Annotated in this window: 17 protein-coding genes; 9 read left to right on the top strand and 8 right to left on the bottom strand. The window is 61.6% G+C overall.

Translation table 11 applies throughout. From position 1 onward, the window contains the following. Positions 1-28 precede the first annotated feature (28 nt). From M2368_RS16325 to M2368_RS16315, 3 genes are all read left to right on the top strand, one after another. Complete coding sequence (locus M2368_RS16325; RefSeq protein WP_498724732.1) at positions 29-1387, top strand: FAD-binding oxidoreductase; 1359 nt, start codon at positions 29-31, stop codon at positions 1385-1387. Positions 1388-1425: 38 nt separating this feature from the next. Beyond that, positions 1426-1863, top strand: coding sequence for a hypothetical protein (locus M2368_RS16320; RefSeq protein WP_431493218.1), 438 nt, complete (start codon positions 1426-1428; stop codon positions 1861-1863). 91 nt (positions 1864-1954) lie between these two features. After that, positions 1955-2431, top strand: a complete 477-nt coding sequence (locus M2368_RS16315) for an HtaA domain-containing protein (protein ID WP_498724731.1) — start codon at positions 1955-1957, stop codon at positions 2429-2431. Between the two features lie 60 nt (positions 2432-2491). Here M2368_RS16315 and M2368_RS16310 read toward each other — a convergent pair whose 3' ends face one another. Next, the gene (locus tag M2368_RS16310; RefSeq protein ID WP_498724730.1) at positions 2492-3367 is read right to left on the bottom strand and encodes a hypothetical protein; all 876 of its coding nucleotides are present in this window, start codon (positions 3365-3367) and stop codon (positions 2492-2494) included. Positions 3368-3526: 159 nt separating this feature from the next. Beyond that, a complete protein-coding gene (locus M2368_RS16305) occupies positions 3527-4339 on the bottom strand; it encodes a shikimate 5-dehydrogenase (RefSeq protein WP_498724729.1) in 813 nt (270 codons plus the stop codon). A gap of 140 nt (positions 4340-4479) precedes the next feature. Here M2368_RS16305 and arr point away from each other — a divergent pair, with 140 nt between their 5' ends. Further along, positions 4480-4890, top strand: coding sequence for an NAD(+)--rifampin ADP-ribosyltransferase (gene arr / locus M2368_RS16300; RefSeq protein WP_498724728.1), 411 nt, complete (start codon positions 4480-4482; stop codon positions 4888-4890). A gap of 81 nt (positions 4891-4971) precedes the next feature. Here the strand turns inward: arr and M2368_RS16295 are convergent, their stop codons facing one another. From M2368_RS16295 to M2368_RS16280, 4 genes are all read right to left on the bottom strand, one after another. Continuing rightward, positions 4972-6384: an aldehyde dehydrogenase family protein gene (locus M2368_RS16295; RefSeq protein WP_388025189.1), complete on the bottom strand. Its 1413-nt coding sequence runs from the start codon at positions 6382-6384 to the stop codon at positions 4972-4974. Positions 6385-6409: 25 nt separating this feature from the next. Continuing rightward, positions 6410-7840, bottom strand: a complete 1431-nt coding sequence (locus M2368_RS16290) for an APC family permease (protein ID WP_365943153.1) — start codon at positions 7838-7840, stop codon at positions 6410-6412. A gap of 113 nt (positions 7841-7953) precedes the next feature. Then, positions 7954-8877, bottom strand: a complete 924-nt coding sequence (locus M2368_RS16285; RefSeq protein WP_388025191.1) for an AraC-like ligand-binding domain-containing protein — start codon at positions 8875-8877, stop codon at positions 7954-7956. A 104-nt stretch (positions 8878-8981) separates the two neighbouring features. Continuing rightward, positions 8982-9575: a TetR/AcrR family transcriptional regulator gene (locus tag M2368_RS16280; protein ID WP_498724727.1), complete on the bottom strand. Its 594-nt coding sequence runs from the start codon at positions 9573-9575 to the stop codon at positions 8982-8984. A gap of 130 nt (positions 9576-9705) precedes the next feature. Here M2368_RS16280 and M2368_RS16275 point away from each other — a divergent pair, with 130 nt between their 5' ends. From M2368_RS16275 to M2368_RS16255, 5 genes are all read left to right on the top strand, one after another. Beyond that, positions 9706-11628, top strand: coding sequence for a primary-amine oxidase (locus M2368_RS16275; RefSeq protein WP_105657061.1), 1923 nt, complete (start codon positions 9706-9708; stop codon positions 11626-11628). Next, positions 11612-12052 carry a hypothetical protein gene (locus M2368_RS16270; protein WP_402695791.1) on the top strand — a complete coding sequence of 147 codons (441 nt, stop codon included), beginning with the start codon at positions 11612-11614 and terminating at the stop codon, positions 12050-12052. The genes M2368_RS16275 and M2368_RS16270 overlap by 17 nt, the downstream gene beginning before the upstream one ends. Positions 12053-12328: 276 nt before the next feature. Then, entirely contained in the window at positions 12329-13774 is a 1446-nt protein-coding gene (locus tag M2368_RS16265) for an NAD(P)/FAD-dependent oxidoreductase (protein ID WP_498724726.1), read from the top strand. Then, the gene (locus M2368_RS16260; RefSeq protein WP_388025201.1) at positions 13774-14142 is read left to right on the top strand and encodes a cupin domain-containing protein; all 369 of its coding nucleotides are present in this window, start codon (positions 13774-13776) and stop codon (positions 14140-14142) included. The genes M2368_RS16265 and M2368_RS16260 overlap by 1 nt, the downstream gene beginning before the upstream one ends. Positions 14143-14162: 20 nt before the next feature. Beyond that, positions 14163-15653: a gamma-aminobutyraldehyde dehydrogenase gene (locus tag M2368_RS16255; protein ID WP_105657065.1), complete on the top strand. Its 1491-nt coding sequence runs from the start codon at positions 14163-14165 to the stop codon at positions 15651-15653. A 10-nt stretch (positions 15654-15663) separates the two neighbouring features. Here M2368_RS16255 and M2368_RS16250 read toward each other — a convergent pair whose 3' ends face one another. Both M2368_RS16250 and M2368_RS16245 read right to left on the bottom strand, forming a co-directional pair. Further along, positions 15664-16782, bottom strand: a complete 1119-nt coding sequence (locus M2368_RS16250) for a CDP-glycerol glycerophosphotransferase family protein (RefSeq protein ID WP_402695788.1) — start codon at positions 16780-16782, stop codon at positions 15664-15666. A gap of 19 nt (positions 16783-16801) precedes the next feature. Continuing rightward, a complete protein-coding gene (locus M2368_RS16245) occupies positions 16802-17908 on the bottom strand; it encodes a metal ABC transporter solute-binding protein, Zn/Mn family (protein WP_498724725.1) in 1107 nt (368 codons plus the stop codon). Between the last annotated feature and the right edge of the window lie 48 nt (positions 17909-17956).

The following is a 17956-nucleotide window of genomic DNA, read 5'->3' as shown; positions in this document are numbered from 1 at the left end:
GCCAGTTCTGCATTCCAAGGAGATCGAGATGAACACCGTGGCGACCAGCCCAGTGCTTTACGCCCATCCCCGTGCCTCGCTCGATGAGCAGGACCGCAAGCAGGCCAGCGTGGACCGCTCCGGCTATGCGCCCGAAACCTTTGCCGACGGGGTGATCTTCGCGCAGGACATCGATGATGTGGTGCTGGCGATGAAGCTGGCCCACCAGCATGGGGCCACGATCGTCCCGCGCGGAGCGGGGACCGGGCTGGCGGCAGGTTCTAGTGCGCAGGCCGGGCAGATCGTGCTCGATTTGTCCCGGATGGACAAGATCCTGGAAATTGATCCGGTGGAAGCCACCGCGGTGGTGCAGCCCGGAGTGATCAACGCGGCGGTCAACCAGGCCGCCGGCGAGCACGGGCTGTTCTACGCCCCGGATCCTGCCAGTACCGCGATCTGCTCGATCGGCGGCAATATTGCCACCAACGCCGGTGGCATGTGGTGCGCCAAGTACGGGGTGACCCGCGAGTCGGTGCTCAGCTTGCTGGTGGTGCTGCCCGACGGGCAGCTGCTGCGTACCGGGCGGCGGACCATCAAGGGCGTGGCCGGCTATGACATGAATGCGCTGATGATCGGCTCGGAAGGCACCCTGGGCATCGTGGTTGAAGCGTTGCTGCGCCTGCGCCCGAAGCCCAAGCACACCTCCACCTTGGTCGCCTACTTCCCCGATGAAGATACCGCCGCGAAGGCCGCCTCGGCGGTGATCGCCGAACGGCTGACCCCATCGGTGCTGGAGCTGATGTGCGGCAAGACCTTGAAGGCAATCGATGCGGCGCTGGGAACCGACCATGGATCACGCGGCGGCGCCTTGCTGCTCGCACAGACCGACGGCTATGGCGCGCAGCTGGAAATGCAGGCACTGCAGGATGCGATCGCCCCGCTGGCCGGGCACATCGAGATCGCCAGGGACCAGGAACAAGCCGAGGCGCTTATCGAAGCCCGGCGCCAAGCCATCCCGAGCATGGAGCTGCTGGGCACCGCCTCGATCTGCGATATCGGCGTGCCGCGCAATCGCTTGGCCGAAGCCTTCGCCGGCCTGCAGCGCATCGAGGAGGAACGCGGGGTATCGATCTTCACCATTGCCCATGCCGCCGATGGCAACCTGCATCCGATCATCGTGGTGCCCGAAGGCCAATCCATCACCAGTGGCGCGCCGAAGGCCGCGCTGGGAGACATGTTCCACCTCGCCAAGGCCCTGGGCGGCACGCTCACCGGCGAGCACGGCATCGGATTGCTCAAGCAGGATTGGTTGGCCGAGGAGCTGGGCGAGACCTCGCTTGCACTGCAGCGACGGGTGCGCGCTGTGTTCGATCCACAGGGCATCTTGAACCCGGGCAAGGCGATTTAACCCTAGAAGTTCTCCACTGACATGGGTAGGGTAAATACATGGATGAGTATCTACCGGTGGTCTTCGGCCTTCCCCTGATGTCCCTAGCGGCTTCTGTGGTCTTTTTGCTGATCGGGTTGCCCTTGTTCATCCACGCCCTGGTCCGCCGCAAGGGCTTCACTCGCCTGCGTGACGGGGAGCAGACTTATGCGCGCCGCGCATCTATTCGCACCGAGTTCATTTCTGCCGGAATTGCCGTGGTGGTGACGGCCATCTTCCTGGTCATGGGCATCACCGGCTACAACACCGCGATGAGCAACCTCGAGGCGAACGTCCAGAAGGAATATTCGCCGACCAAGTTGGACATCAAGTACTGGAACGGGTCGTGGGCAACAGCAGATATCGCCTTTGCCGATGGCACCAGCTACGAGGATGCCCAGATCTCGATGCAGTCTGCCTACCGTCCATTAGTTGAACCGAAGATGACGATGGATTAGCTTGCAGAGAACTGTCGCCATTAACTAACTTCAGTATGAAATACTGACCACAGAATATTTTCACGCCGATATCCTGTGGAGGGAAAAGACAATGACCGGAAGTGGTGCGCCAGCAGGCGATCCGTTCCAGCCGCATCTTGAGTGGGGTCTGAAAACCTCGTTCGTGGGCTATATTTCTTCTCTCGCCGATGGACGCATTGAAGCTGCCAACGGGGTATGGCAGGTAGGCAACGCGTTGGCGTTCCCTGTCTCCCCCGCTGCCGAGGTCCCGGAAAACGAAATCTGGTTCAACGGGCGTGTTTCCTTCTCCGGGCACGGCGGCATGATGAAGCTGGATCTCTTTGAGCCACGCATCGTGAACCATGATGAGAGCATCAGCCTCACGATCGACGAGGCCGGCGAGCGCGTTGCCATTGCCGAGCTCACCGAAACCAGCGTTTCGAACGCTTTCGGCTTGGTCAAGACCCGCTTCTCGGCGGTGCTCACCGAGGCAGGTTCGAAGCTGTTCAACGGCCAGTATCCTGCAGGCCAGCAGATGGAAGAAGTCGAGGTCGTGCTGCGCGGCTAGCAGCTCACCAGCAAGAGGGCCCGGCACGAAAGTGCCGGGCCCTCAGTGCTTGTGGACTGCTTAGGCGCTCTGGTTCTGTTCCAGAGAACGCAGGTAGGCAAGTCCGGGGTGCCTTTCCAATCCTTGTTGCCCACGGACGGCCCAGACCCCGGCTACGGCAGCAAACAAGCCTCCGGTACCACCAAGCATCAGCGGTTGAGTGTCCGGGAATTGCACGATCATCGTGCCGGTTGTGCTGTCAATATCCATGCTGGTGGCTCCGCTGAAGTAGAAGCTCAACCAAGTTCCGTCTTGGCGTCGGCAGATCACTCGGTGGTTCGTTACCACCGCAAGCACTTCCTGTTGCTCACGCCACTGTTCTTTCGCCAATGCTTCAGCTTGAGTACGGCGGGCTTTGTTTCCCAACGCCATGGCCAGAACGCCAACAGCAACCAGCGTTGGATTTCCCATCAGGAAGCCCGAACTCTGCGTGAAGGTGACATCAGAACCATAGAAACGGGCATAGTTGGCATTGGCGGCACAGATTGCCTGCTCGTTCTGGCCCAAGACAACGTCCCATGGCGGGTTTTGCGGTCGCCAAGTTCCGTCGAAAAGGTCACCCGCCAGCTGAGCAGCAGCGACCTGTGCACGGGCGAGTTCCGCCCTTTCGTTGACGATGGCCTTTTCCGCCTTGGTGTAGCGTCCTTTGGAACGGCAGAATGCCCGCCAAGCAAGACGCATCTTTCCGAACGATGTCAGCAGGAAGAAGAGCCCGACACTAAAAATGAAGAGCGATCCGAAAGCCATCCCAGCTAGTGCCGTGTCCTCAATCTTGTTGGTTAGCGAAAAGGCATTGAGCAAAAGAATCCCGCTGGCGAAGAAGAGAATTACGGCAACGGCTACCCGGATAGTCCATGGTGCATGGCGCTTCCATGTCGAATAGTTGTCGTATTCCATTTCCCTAAGCGTCGATAACTTGCCGCGCAAACTGGCCAACCCCTCTGTTATTTGTCATTCTGCTCAGCTGGTTTGAATAAGTTTATTCGGATTGCATCGAATTTTTCTTGATATTGCGCGTACCGTTGCTCGAAAGGGCGCATAGCCGCCTGGTTGCGCCTATTGCCGCGAGAATTCGGATGCGCGGCGGACCTGCTCCTCGGTGAGCGCCTGGCCGGTGTACTTCTCGAATTGCGCCGCGGCCTGCAGCGCGATGACCTCGGCGCCGGTGATGACCTGTTTGCCAGCGTCACGAGCGGCGCGGATCAGTGGTGTCTCGCTCGGGAAAGCGACAACGTCGAAGATGCTCTGCGCCGAGGCAATATGCTCCGCTGTAAATGACAGCGTTTCGGCTTGGTCCCCGTCCATGCCCAAGGGAGTGACGTTGACGAGGATCTGGTGGCCTGGAACTGGATCCGCCGAAGCGAATAGGTAGCCATACTTGTCGGCCAGGGCTTTGCCTGCACCGGTATTGCGCGCCAGCACCGTCACGTCGCTGAAACCGGCCTCGCGGAAGGCGGCGACCACGGCCTTGGCCATGCCGCCGGAACCGCGCACTAGAACGCTGCTGCGCGCATCCAATCCATGGCGTGCAATGAGGGCGGCGATGGCTTCGAAGTCGGTATTCGATGCAACGAGCCGACCCTCGTTATTCACAATCGTGTTGACCGAATCGATGGCGGTGGCCGAAGGCTCAATCTCGTCCACCAGTTCCATGACTTCTTTCTTGAACGGCATGGAGACCGAGCAGCCGCGAATGCCCAAGGCGCGTACCCCGGCAATAGCTCCTGGGAGGTCTTGGGTGGAGAAGGCCTTGTAGATGAAGTTCAGGCCGAGTTCTTCATACAGGTAATTGTGGAAACGCGTCCCGATGTTCGATGGTCGCCCGGAGAGCGAAATGCAAAGGGACATGTCTTTGTTCAAAATGGGCACGCGGGATCTCCAGTGGTGTTGGCCGGTTCACCTCCAATATACGTGCACCGGCTCGTGGATCCCGCCAGGCCCAGTGGGCATCGGGCCGGAACTTGGGCTGCTCTTTCGCTGTGCCGGACCATGAGCTAAGCTCATTGCGCATGAGCCAGGATCTTGACCAGGGACCATTTTTCCACGGCACCAAAGCCGCACTGCGCCCCGGGGATCTGCTGTCCCCCGGTTTTCCCTCGAACTATCGGCCCGAAGTCATCATGAACCACATCTACTTCACCGCATTTGCCGATGGAGCCGGATTGGCTGCCGAAATTGCGGCCTTGGACGGGACCGCACATGTGTATGAAGTGGAACCGACCGGGGCGTTTGAAAATGACCCGAATGTCACCGACAAGAAATTCCCGGGCAATCCCACGCGCTCCTACCGCAGTGCGCACCCCGTACGGGTTATCCGTGAAGTCCATGATTGGACCCGCCTGTCGCCCGAAGCCCTGCAAAGCTGGCGTGAACGCATCGCGAAGATCGCCGATGATCCAACAGCCGGGATCATCAACTAGCCTTCACGCGAAAATGGACGGTGCCCGATGCCTGCAGAGGCATCGGGCACCGCCCGTGAACGTTGGAGAAGCGAGTCTCCGTTAGCCCTTGATGATCTGCGGCTGGGCCAGGGACTTCAAGCCGTCAATACCGAATTCCAGGCCGTAGCCGGACTGCTTGGCGCCGCCAAATGGAATGCGCGGGTCGATGGTGCCGTGCGAGTTGATCCACACGGTGCCCGCCTGGATCTGCGCTGCGACTTCCAGCGCCTTCTCGCGGTTGCTGCTCCATACCGAAGCTCCGAGCCCGACTTCCAGGGCATTGGCGTGCTTGATCGCTTCGGCCGTGTCCTTGACCTTGATGATCGGCAGGGCGGGGCCGAACTGCTCCTCGACCACCAGCGGGTTGCCCGGGTCGATGTCGGCAATGAGCGTGGTCGGGTAGAAGTAGCCGGCCGCGTTTTCATCGGGGTTGGCACCGAGCAGCACCTTGGCGCCGGAATCCACGGCATCCTTGACCAGGGATGCGACGATGTCGTACTGGGCCTTGTTCTGCAGCGGGCCGAGCACGTTGTTCTCGTCGAGGCCGACACCCATGGGCATCTGCGCGGCGACGCCGGCCAGTGCATCGCACACCGCGTCGTAGATCGATTCGGGCACGTACAGGCGCTTGAGCGCGGCACAGGTCTGGCCGGTGTTGATGAAGGCACCCCAGAACAGGTCTTCGGCGATGGCCTGCGGATCGGCGTCTTCGAGCACGATGCCGGCGTCGTTGCCGCCCAGTTCCATGGTCAGGCGCTTCACGGTATCGGCCGAGGAGCGGATGATGGCCTTGCCGGTGCGGGTGGAGCCGGTGAACATGATCTTGGCGATATCCGGATGGCCCGAGAGCCTCTCGCCGACCTCGCGTCCGCCAGCCACGATCTTCAGCACGTCTGCTGGCAGCACTTCGTTGAGCACGTGGACCAGGGCCAGGACCGAGAGCGGGGTGTATTCGCTGGGCTTCATCACCACGGTGTTGCCCATGCGCAAGCTCGGGGCCAGCTGCCAGATGGAGATCATCATTGGCCAGTTCCACGGGCCGATGGCGCCCACTACGCCCAGTGCGCGGAAGTGCTTGGCGGCATAGGTTTCGCCGTCGTCCACGACCACTTCCGGCTCGATTTCATAAGCGGTGGCGGCGCGCAGCCAGGCGGCTGCTCCCCCGACCTCGAAGCGCGCATTCGGCCCGTTCAGCGGCTTGCCCTGCTCACGGGAGAGCAGCTCGGCGAGCGCTTCCGCGTTGGCTTCGATATTGTCCGCGGCCGCATTGAGCACGCGGTTGCGCTCTTCGTGGCCCAAGGCATCCCAGGCCGGCTGGGCGGACTTTGCGGCGGCAACGGCCGCGTCGAGATCGGCGGCAGTCTGCTCGGCAACACGGCCAACCAGTTCACCGGTTGCCGGGTCCAGGATTTCGGTGCCTCCGGTTGCGGGCTGGATCGCATCCAGCAGTTCTTGGGCGTTTGCGTAAGCCATCTTTGAGCTCCTTGGTACTGAGTTGTTAGGTGACGGGAAGTTTTTCGGCCATCGGTGCACGCCGTTTGGACGAGCGGATGACCAGTGCCAGCACCCATGCGATGAGGCCAGGCAGGATCACGATGCCTTGCAGCACATAACCGAGCATTCCCGGTTCTGCCATGCCAAGCAAGATTTCGAAGTTGATGACGATTTGGGCGAAGACGTAGACCAGGGCGATGCCCGAGACCAGCGGAGCGATCACCCGGGTTATCAGGGATTCTCCGCTGCGGTTCGCCTTGAAGTATCCGATGACGGCAAAGGAGGTCAGTGCCATGAGCAGCACCAGCCCGTAGGCCGCCGAGTTGGTCATCCAGGTGAACATCGTGAACACGACATACATCGGATCCTTGCCATGCGAGATCACCGCGAAGACGGCGATAACCGCCAGTCCGAGGGTGGACTGCGCCAGCGAGCCTGCAACGGGGGCGTGTGTGGTGCGCGAAGTCGCGGCAAGGAACTTCGGCAGCGCCCCGCCGCGGCCCATGGAGTAGAAGTAGCGGGCAATGACGTTGTGGAAGGCCAGCAGCGCGGCGAAGAGGCTGGTGATGAACAGGATGTTGGCCAGATCGACGAACCAGGCTGGCGCGTTGGCGCCGAAGAACGCGAAAATCAGGTCGGGGCCGAATTCTGCCGAAGCGCCGATGACGTTCGAGGCGCCTTCGCCGACAGCTACGGCGAAGGCCGAAAACGCGTAGAAGCAGGCGATGATGACGACCGCGATCATCGTGGCACGCCGGGCGGTGCGTGCTGGATCCTTGACCTCTTCGTTGTAGATGGTTCCGGATTCGAAGCCCATGAAAGCGGCAATGGTGAAGGCCATGACGGCGCCCATGCCCGGTGCGATGGCGTCAGCCATGTTGAAGGATGCGGCCGGCTGCGGCGCTTCGGGAGCCAGCACGAAGGCCATGATGTTGTAGATGATGACCACGAGGAATTCTGCGGCCACGACGATGCCCAGGATCTTGACGGAGAAGTCGACCCGGTTCATGCCCAGGAAGCCGACAACTGCCCACGCGGCCAGGGCCATGGCCCACCATGGGATGGCGGTGCCGAAGGACGCATTGGCAAAGGATGCCGCGGCGAACCCGAACATGCCGTAGATGCCGATCTGCATGAGGTTGTAGCTGACCAGGGCGACCATTGCCGCTCCCACGCCCAATGCCCGTCCCAGCCCCTGGGCAATGTAGGCGTAGAAGGCGCCGGCATTCGGGATGTAGCGGCTCATCGCGGTGTAGCCGATGCTGAAAACCAGCAGGATGGCACCGACCATGAGGAAGGACAGCGGCACGGATTCCATGCCGGTCACCGCGTAGTTGGTAGTCACACCGCCAGCCACGGCGGTTAGCGGTGCGCTGGCGGCAATGATCATCACGACCAGAGCCGGCACCGTGAGTGTGCGTTGTTCGAGTCCCATTCAATCCCCCATTTGCCGAGTGCTTGGATATCAGCATCGCCCAAGTGCTCGGGCTTGTCCTTGGCATTGAGTGCAGGACCATTGGCTCCGCGTGCACAAGAGTGTCCTGCGCCTCAGCCGGCGCAGCGGTATTTGCCCGGTGTGGAACCGAATTCCTTGGAGAACATGCGGCTGAATCCGGCTGCATCGGCAATCCCGACCCGGGACCCGATAGCTTGGACGGGCAGTTCGGCCAGCAGCGGGTCGCGCAGCAGGCGCGCGGCCTCGCGCATCCGCAGATGGCGGATCAGTGCGGCCACACTGAGCGGCTGGTTCTCGAAAAGCGCGTGCAGGCTGCGCACGGACATGAAGTGGGCGGCAGCGATGCGTGCAGGTCCCAGGTCGGGATCATCCAGGTGCGCGGCGATGTAGCTGGTGGCCAATTCGCGCTGCCGCTCCTTGGCATCGCCATGGCACTCGGCGCCAAGCGCCCCGCCCAGGGCAGTTGCCAGCAGGTCCACGGTATTGCGCGCCAGCTGGTAGCCGCCGAATTCATCCCATTGGGACAGATTGGCGCCAAGATGGCGCAGCAGCGGGGCGACGGTTCCCGATAGCGGGTGGGTTTGCCTCAGGGCGACGGCGGTGAGCTGGCCGACCTGTTGCTGGGACAGGCGGAACAGACCATGGGGAACCAATGCGACGAGCACCGACGCCGGCTTTTCAAAGGCCAGGGTGTAGGGGCGCTGCGTGTCATAGATCGCCAGGTCCCCTGGCGCCAGCAGGGTCTCGCGACCGTCTTGGATCAGCAGCCCGTAGCCATCGAGCTGGTAGGAGACCTTGTAGAAATCCCCGTCGCCGCTGGAAGTCAGGTTCTCGGTTCGTTGCACTGCGTGGGGTTTGGCATGTATGCGCATCAAACCGATATCGCCGAGCATATTGGCACCCAGCGTGGCGGTGAAATGGCCGCTGGAAATCTGCTCGCTTTGCAGCCTGACGAAGGCGTCGGAAATGAGCCGCGACCACGCGGTGAACGAATCGACGTGCTGAAGTTGGTACATGCTTGCCTCCCCATTGAAGCCCATCAACTGTGTCGGGCATCACGAATGAGAGTACGCCGAGCGAGGCGAAAAGTCACTATTTTCTTCGCGCGGAGAATATCCGCCTAGCTCTGGGGGTGCAGGCGGCGCAACGCATCCAGGCGGTATTGCAGCTGCGCTTCGAGCGACTCGGCGGTGTTGACAGCTTCATCAAGCACGCTGCTGGCCTGAGCGCCCATCAGGAAATTGATCATCGAGTCGCGGGCAACACGCGCCGCGGGATGCTCCGGACCCAGCAGCTGTCCAAGCCATTGGTCGATGAGCTCGCGCCACCGGTCCATGGTTTGCGCATTGACCGCAGCCAGCGCACGGTCCCCGAGGGCCAGATGCCAGAAGTGCACAGCAATGCGGGCTTCATTGCGCCGCAGCTCATCAAGCGGGAGCACTTCGCGCGAGAATGCCTCCAGCGCACCCAGCCCGGATTGCCCCTGGCACATGCGGGCGATGCGCCGGTCGGTAGCCTCGGCCACGTAGCGGAACGTGGCAACCAGCAGCGAATCGCGCGTCGGGAAGTAGGGCTTGAAGGCGCCATTTGAATAGCCGGCCGCGGCCGCCAAATCACGCAGATTCAGCTTCTCGATGCCTTCGCGGGCAATGAATCGCCAAGTGACTTCGACAATCTCCCGGCGACGCTGATCATGGTCCACGATTTTCGGCATGGTTCAAGATTAGCGAAAAACAATTTATTTCAGGCAAGGGCTTGCGTCACATTGGCCCCGTCCGTATTCTCTACAACTAGAGAATAATAAATGCTGCAGATCACACTTCAGTGCCGAAGGAGCCAATCCCATGCCAATCACCACCACCACGGATTTCACCCTGCTCAGCGAAGCAGAGATTGCCACCGCCAAGGAATTGCTGGTCAGCCACCAGCTTTTCACCGAGAACACCCGCATCGCCTACATGGGCCTGGAGGATCCACGCGCTGACCGCCCCGGACGTTTTGTCCGTGTCATGCTCATGGACAAGCTGGCCAACTCACCCAAGGACGTCGTCCTGGACTTGGGCGCGCAGGCTGTGCACTCCCGCATCGACCTGGATCCGGCCAAGGTGGGGCAGATGCCCGTGCTGCTGGAGGAATTCGAAATGGTGGAGGCCATCCTGGTTGCCGATCCGCAGTGGGCGGCCGCTCTGGCCAAGCGCAACCTGACGCCAGAACAGGTGCGCGTTGCCCCGCTCTCCGCAGGAGTCTACGAGGACGAGTACCCGCAAGAAGCCGGGCGCCGCATCCTGCGCGGCCTGGCCTTCCGCCAGGATTTCGCCGAAGACTCCGCCTGGGCCCATCCCGTTGATGGACTGGTGGTTTACATCGACACCATCGCCGGAAAGATCGACCAGCTGCTGGACCTGGAAGTCATCCCGGTACCCGAAACCCACGGCAACTACACGGATCCGGAACTCACTGGCCCGGTGCGCACCACCCAGAAGCCCATCGAGATCACCCAGCCTGAGGGCGCCAGCTTCACGGTCAGCGCAGGCAACCACGTCGAGTGGGAGAAATGGTCGCTGGATATCGGTTTCGACATGCGCGAAGGGCTGGTGCTCTACAACATCGCCTTCAACGATCGGGGCACCGAACGCCGCATCCTGGATCGTGCGTCCATTGCGGAAATGGTAGTCCCCTACGGGGACCCTTCCCCGGTGCGCAGCTGGCAGAACTACTTCGACACCGGCGAGTACCTGATCGGGCGCCTGGCCAACTCGCTGGAGCTGGGCTGCGACTGCCTGGGCGAAATCCACTACATCTCCCCTGTGGTCACCGACGCCGATGGCAATGCGCAGAAGATCACCAACGGCATCTGCATGCACGAGGAAGACGCCTCGATCCTCTCCAAGCACGCCGATGACTGGTCAGGCGTGAAGTACACGCGCCGCAACCGCCGCCTGGTGATCAGCTTCTTCACTACCGTGGGCAACTACGACTACGGCTTCTACTGGTACCTGTACCTCGATGGCACCATCGAATTCGAGGCCAAGGCCACCGGCATCGTGTTCACCTCGGCTATGCTCGACGAGCGCTACTCCTCGGAAATGGCGCCTGGCCTGGGCGCGCCCTTCCACCAGCACATCTTCGGCGCCCGGCTGGACTTCGCCCTGGACGGCGGACCCAGCCGCGTCATCGAAGAAGAAGCCGTGCGCCTGCCCATCAGCAAGGAAAACCCCCGGGGCAACGCCTTCACCCGCAGCCACACGGTGCTGGCTACCGAGAAGCAGGCGGTACGCGATAGCAATCCGACCGCCGGCCGCACTTGGGTGGTGACCAACCCGGATTCGAAGAACTACCTCGGCAAGCCGGTGGGCTACAAGCTGATGTCCCAGGGACTGCCGACCCTGCTGGCCGCCGAAGGATCCTCCATCCATCGTCGCGCAGAATTCGCCTCCAAGGCCCTGTGGGTGACCAAGCGGGAGGACGGCCACCGCTATCCAACCGGTGACTTCGTGAACCAGAACCCGGGCGTTGACGGCATTGGCTCGTGGATCGAGGACGACAAGAACATCGACGGCGAGCAGATCAGCCTGTGGCACACCTTCGCGTTGACCCACTTCCCGCGGACCGAGGACTGGCCGATGATGCCTGTGGACACCGTAGGATTCACCATCCGCCCCGAGGGCTTCTTCGACCGCTCCCCTGTCCTTGATGTTCCAGCCCCGGTCCAGCACGGCTGCTGCGCCACCAAGGAGTCAGACGGTTGCTGTGGCAGCGGCGACTAGCCACGCGGGCAGGGTGCCGGCCGGACACATTGCCCTGGGAGCCGCTTCGCTGGGCCTGGCCGCAACCCACCTGCTGGTTCTGGCACTGATGCCGCACTCCCTGTGGTGGAACCTGGCATTGCTTGCCATGACCTTGTGGTGCATCGAATGCTCCTGGTGCGTGCTGCGCGGCGGTTCTCCCCTGCGCCTGCTGGTGATGAGCGCGCTCATGGGCACCGCCCATGTGGCGATGGTGATCGGCATGCCGTGGTTTGGCGGCCATCACGCGTCCCACGCTGCGCACGGCTCCCAGCATGCACCGGTGATGCTGGCAGTTGCGGCCGCCGAATTCCTCCTGATGTTCGGCGCGGCTTGGCTCAGCCGCCATTTCCCGGGACGGGCGCATCAATTCACTAGCGGCAAACCGGTCGCGGTTCCCGCATGACCAGGCCCGGTCTTCGAAGCAGTTCTCTGCTGTTTCGAAGGCCGGGTTTCGGCTTGGCTTCGGGACCTTGACAACCCCGAGCGGCGCAGGCTTAGATGAGTAATGAATCACATTCAATTTGTATTCATCTTTCCGAGAAGAGGGATAGCCTTGGCCGCCGATTGGCACTCAACTGGCATCCCCGGTGCCCAGCAGACGGCAAAGCCGCACGGACCACTGGTTGTTCCCCTGCCTCGATAGCGCCTGCCGAACCCGCTACCTTCGAGGAAAGAACCAATGAACAGCACCAATGACCTGACTTTCGACAGGCATGAAGCCGAAGTCTCCCCCACCCTGATCTCCCGAGCATTGGCCGGCGCCAAGCGCACCAGCTACTGGCTGGATCATGAGCACCGCCCCGCACCCCACCCGGCGCTGCATGGCTCACTCACCACCGACTTGCTGATTATCGGCGGCGGCTACACCGGATTGTGGACCGCGCTCCAAGCCAAGGAACAGAACCCGGGCCGAAGGGTCGTACTGATCGAGGGCCAGCGCTTGGGCTGGGCCGCTTCCGGGCGCAATGGCGGCTTCTGCGAAGCCTCCCTGGTCCACGGCGAGGCCAACGGCGAAAACCATCTGCCCAAGGAAAATGCGCTGCTTGCGGAGCTCGGCAGGAAGAACCTCGACGAGTTCGAAGCGACGGTGCGCCGCTATGCGATGGACGTGGACTTCGTCCGCGAGGGCGCGCTCAGCGTGGCCACCGAACAGCATCAGATTGCGTGGGTGGCCGAGGAAGCTGAGGCACCGGGTGTCGACTACCTCAATGCCGGCGCGGTAAGGCAACTGGTCAATTCGCCAGACTTCCTGGCCGGCGCCCGTGACCATGATTCAACCGCGCTGGTCCACCCCGCCAAGCTGGTCTGGGAGCTTTCCCGCGTCTGCAGCGAATTAGGCGTCGAGTTCTACGAGCATACCCACGCCGTGGAGATGAACAATGCCGGCACGCAGGTCCAGGTACTGACCGCCGACGGGCAGATCACCGCCAAGCATGTGGCCCTGGCAACCAATGTTTTCCCGTCTCTGCTCAAGCGCCACCGCTCCCGAATTGTGCCGGTATACGACTACGCGCTGATGACTGAGCCGCTCACTGCGCAGCAGCGCGCGGCCATCGGCTGGGAGAACATGGTGGGCTTGGCCGACCTGAACAACCGGTTCCACTATGCCCGCCCAACCATCGACGCCGAAGGGAACTTCCGCATTCTCTACGGCGGCTACGACGCGGTCTACCACTTCGGGGGCAAGGTCCGCTCCAGCTACGACACCAACCAGCAGACCTTCGAGAAGCTCGCCGCGCATTTCTTAGGCAGCTTCCCGGACCTCTCACAGGTGAAGTTCTCCCATGCGTGGGGTGGCGCCATTGATACCTGCTCCCGCTTCTTCTCCTTCTTCGATCTGGCCTACGGCGGCAAGGTCGCCTACTGTGCAGGCTTCACCGGCCTCGGTGTCGGCGCTACCCGTTTCGGTGCAAGGGTCATGCTGGATCTGCTCTCGGGCCAGAAGACCGAGCTGACCGAATTGGAACTGGTGCGTACCAAGCCGATCCCATTCCCGCCGGAACCTGCCGCATGGGTGGGCGTGAACCTGATGACAAGCCAGCTGGTCAAGGCAGATCGCAATCGAGGCGAGCGCTCGGCCTTCTTGAAGCTGATGGATAAGATTGGAATGGGGTTCGATTCCTGATGCCTGGAAGAATACTTCAAGCCAGCATCGTCCAGGCCGATGCCCTTGAGGTCAAGCATGTTGCCATCGGCGACGAGCAGGTGGTCGCCGGCCAGGCATCCGCAACCGCAGGCTGCCGCGAACTGGGCACCCTCGGGGATGCAGGAATTGGCATCTGGGAGATGTCCCGCGGTGCCATGCAGGATATTGAAGCGGACGAGTACTTCGTGGTGCTTGCCGGGTGCGCTACGGTGCAGATTCTGGAAGCCGATGGTTTCGGCGCCCAAGAACTGGTGCTAGTTCCAGGCAGCGTTGTCCGGCTCCATGCGGGCATGAGAACCCGTTGGATCGTCACCGAAACCCTGCGCAAGATCTATTTCACCCTCTGAATCCCCCTAGGAGAATTCACATGGCCTACTACGATAGTTCCCTCGGACACCAGTTCATCAATGGCCAGCAGGTCCGCGGGCACGGCCCGGTGCTGGAACGCGCGAATCCAGCCACCGGAAAGAAGTTGCTGGACGTGGATACCGCGACCGGCGAGCAGGTTGACCAGGCGGTGCAGGCGGCCGCCGGCGCCTTCAAGACCTGGTCCCGGCTGACCCCGGGCGAACGGGCCGACCACCTGCTGGCATTCGCTCGCGAACTGGAAAAGCATGCCGATGAAATCGCCGCTTTGGAAACCGCGCAGACCGGCAAGAGCATCCGCATGTCGACCCAGTTCGATGTGCCCGGTTCCATCGACAACGTGAATTTCTTTGCTGGCGCTGCACGCAATTTGCAGGGATTGGCCGCCGGGGACTACGCGGGCAACACCACCTCGATGGTTCGCCGTGAAGCTATCGGCGTGATTGGTTCGATCAGCCCGTGGAACTACCCGCTGCAGATGGCTGCGTGGAAGGTCCTGCCAGCGATTGCCGCCGGCAATACGATTGTGCTCAAACCCAGCGAGCTGACCCCGGGCACCTCGGTGCTCTTTGCCCGGGCCGCCAAGGATGCCGGGTTGCCGGACGGCGTGATCAATATTGTCGTTGGCGACGGGCCCAGCGTTGGCTCGCCCCTGGTGCGCCACAAGCTGGTGAAGATGACTTCGTTCACCGGCTCTACCGCCGTGGGCCTGAAGATCATGTCCATGGCGGCCGAGACCGGTACCCGGGTTCATCTTGAACTCGGCGGCAAGGCACCGATGGTGGTCTTCGATGATGCCGATATCGAAGCTGCCGCACATGGTGCGGTGGCCGGCTCGACGATCAATTCCGGACAGGATTGCACCGCCGCCACCCGCGCGTACGTGCATTCCTCGGTCTTCGAGAAGTTCACCAGCAAGGTGGCCGAACTGATGGAGGCCATGGTGGTGGGAGATCCGACCGATCCCGATACCGACATGGGTTCAATGATCAGCGAAGCCCACCTGCAGAAGGTTTCCTCGATGGTTGAGCGTGCCAAGGATGCCGGAGCAACGGTGCTGGCCGGAGGCAAGCAGCTTCCGGGCGATGGCTGGTTCTACCGCCCTACCCTGGTGGTGGGAGCTGCCCAGGATTCAGAGATCGTGCAGCAGGAAGTCTTCGGCCCGGTCCTGGTGGCGTTGGCGTTCGATACCGATGACGAGGCCATCGAATTGGCCAATGACACCCCGTATGGCCTGGCGGCGAGCGCATGGACCAAGAACGTTGACCGCGCGATGCGTGCCAGCGCCGAAATCCAGGCCGGTTGCGTGTGGATCAACGAGCATATCCTGATCGTTTCCGATATGCCGCATGGAGGCTACAAGGCTTCGGGGATGGGCAAGGACATGAGCCAGTATTCCTTCGATGAGTACACCAATGTCAAGCATGTGATGATCTCCCATGATCCCGCGGCCCATCGCGAATGGCAGGATACGGTCTTCAAGCAGCGCTAGGCCCAGAAGGCTAGAGGCTCGAAAGCAGCTGGCTCAGTTTCTTCGTAGCCACCCCGGGTTCTGTGGTGGCAAAGAAGTACTGGGCCAGCTGTTTTTGCGCCCCGGCAACCGAGGACGCGGCAAGATCCGCAACCCGCTGCGCCAGCCCGTTGGCGTTGCCCAGCCGCTGGTCCAATGGCAACCCTGAATGGAGCTTGCTTTGGGGGTCTCCGGCCAGCAGCAGCGGGATGTTGAGCGCTACCGCGTCATAGGCCATCGCCGAGGTGTCGCAGATGGCCACATCCGCCCAGACCAAGGACTGCGCCGCGTCGCTGAGCGCATCCACGGTGGCAGCGTAGTTGCTTTTCAGGCTTACCACGGCTTTCTTTGCCTCTGCGGACACATCACCGGTCTTCGGATGAGGACGGAAACGTACTTCGAAACGCTCATCGTTGCTCAGCTGGGCCAGAATTCTCTCGCCCAAAGTAGCCACCGAGGAGTACGCCATGGCTTGCGAGTCGCCCTCCCAAGTCGGTGCGTAGAGAACCCGGATCTTCTCCGAAGGGCCGGGCAGTTCCAGTTCATCGAGCTGCGGGCGTCCGATCTGCACCAGATGCGATGGGTCGAAACGGGAGATGTTCTCGGTGATGCGCTCTACCGCGGCAGCACCAGCCACGCAGGCGAAATCGTAGGCTTTGAGCTGGTTGGAGACCATGGAGGCCTTTTCGCTCTCACCGTGGTTCAAGTGAATATGCGCCGGTCCGTTGAAGCGCAGCATCGTGAAGTTCCGCTGGGCGTTGTTCACGTAGTTGATCGATTTGGTATTCCACTCGCGCAGCTTATTCTCGATCTGCTCCATGGAACGCGAGAACAATATCGGCAGGTTCGACTCTGCCAGCGCGTGTCGCGCGCTTAGTGCGTCCATGAGCACCACGCCGACGTTGAGCCCCTGGGCAGCCAGGCGCTCGAAGGTACCCAGCCAGACTCCGAGCTGGTAGAACTGCCCGGGCCCCTCGGCGAAGAAAAGCACATGGTCGGCTTGCTCGATTCCCCGGTCCGAGTGAGCGATCTCCGCTCGAACAGACCGCTCCGCAATGAGGGAGCGTGCTTTACCTGTCGCTTGCGTTATCTGGGAAGAGAACAATGCCATGCATTTAGTTTACGTAGGTTTAGCCGTTGATTGCGGAAGCCAAGTCGGAAATGTTGGATTCCATCCATTCGAGGTAGCTGGAATCATCCTGAATGGTTTCTGCGAAGTCGACTACAGGTACCTGTCCCCGCTCAGCGTTCTTCTTCAGCGCCTTGGTTTCGCTGCCTTCGGTCTGCACGTTGTAGGCAAGCATGTCAGCGTCGCCAGCAACGAGCTTGTCTTCAGCCTTCTTCATGGTCATCGGCGCAATGCCCTCGCCCTCTTCGATGGCTTCGCTCAGCCCTTCAGGGGTGGTGTTCTCCATGCCGGCAGCTTCCAGCAAGTGGAATGGAACCGGCTCGGTCATCATGAAGCTCTTGCCATCCAGCTTGGCAGTTTGGAGCTGGGCTTCGAGTTTCCCGATCCCTTCGTTGAAGGCTGCTGCGTTCTGCTTGTACCGATCCGCGTTGGCAGTATCGACCTTGGCGAAGGACTCGGCCAGCGCATCAGCGAGTTCACCCATGGAATCCAGGTCGTACCAGATGTGCTCGTTGTAGCCCGCGTGGTCGTGGCCCTCATGGCCGCCCTCTTCAGCGTGCTGCGCATGCTCCTCAGCGCTTTCGCCCTCATGGCCGCCCTCATCAGAGTGCTGCGCATGCTCCTCGGCACTTTCGCCTTCGTGCCCGGATTCATCAGCATGCTGCGCATGCTCTTCGGCGCTTTCGTCTTCATGCCCGGCCTCTTCGGATTCCGCAGCTACCGGCGAGGAATCCACAGCGTGCATGAGCGTGATCTCGCCAGACTTGCCTTCCGGTAGCGAAGAAACGAGAGAGTCCATGAATTGGTCATATCCGCCGCCATTGGCAAGGACCAGGTCCGCGCTGGAGATCGCAAGCTTGTCGCGTGCGGTTGGTTCGTAGGAGTGCGGATCCTGCGCGGCCGAAGTGATGATCTCGCTGACCTCCACGCTATCTCCACCAATGGCACGGGCGATCTGTCCGTAGACGTTCGTCGTGGCCACTACGCTGATCTCTGCAGATTCCGCGTCCTTCGATTCGCTTCCTGTGGCGCTACCGCATCCGGCAAGGATCAGTCCGGCAGCGGGCAGGGCGACGGCAGCTGCGAGCAGCGAGCGGTAGTTCTTCATGGTGGTCTCCATCTAAATCGGATCGCTATTGAGAACTATTCTACATTA

Origin of the sequence: Arthrobacter sp. JUb119, from assembly GCF_024807995.1 — a bacterium.
Lineage (GTDB): Bacteria > Actinomycetota > Actinomycetes > Actinomycetales > Micrococcaceae > Glutamicibacter.
This window is presented reverse-complemented; position numbering and strand designations above follow the sequence as displayed.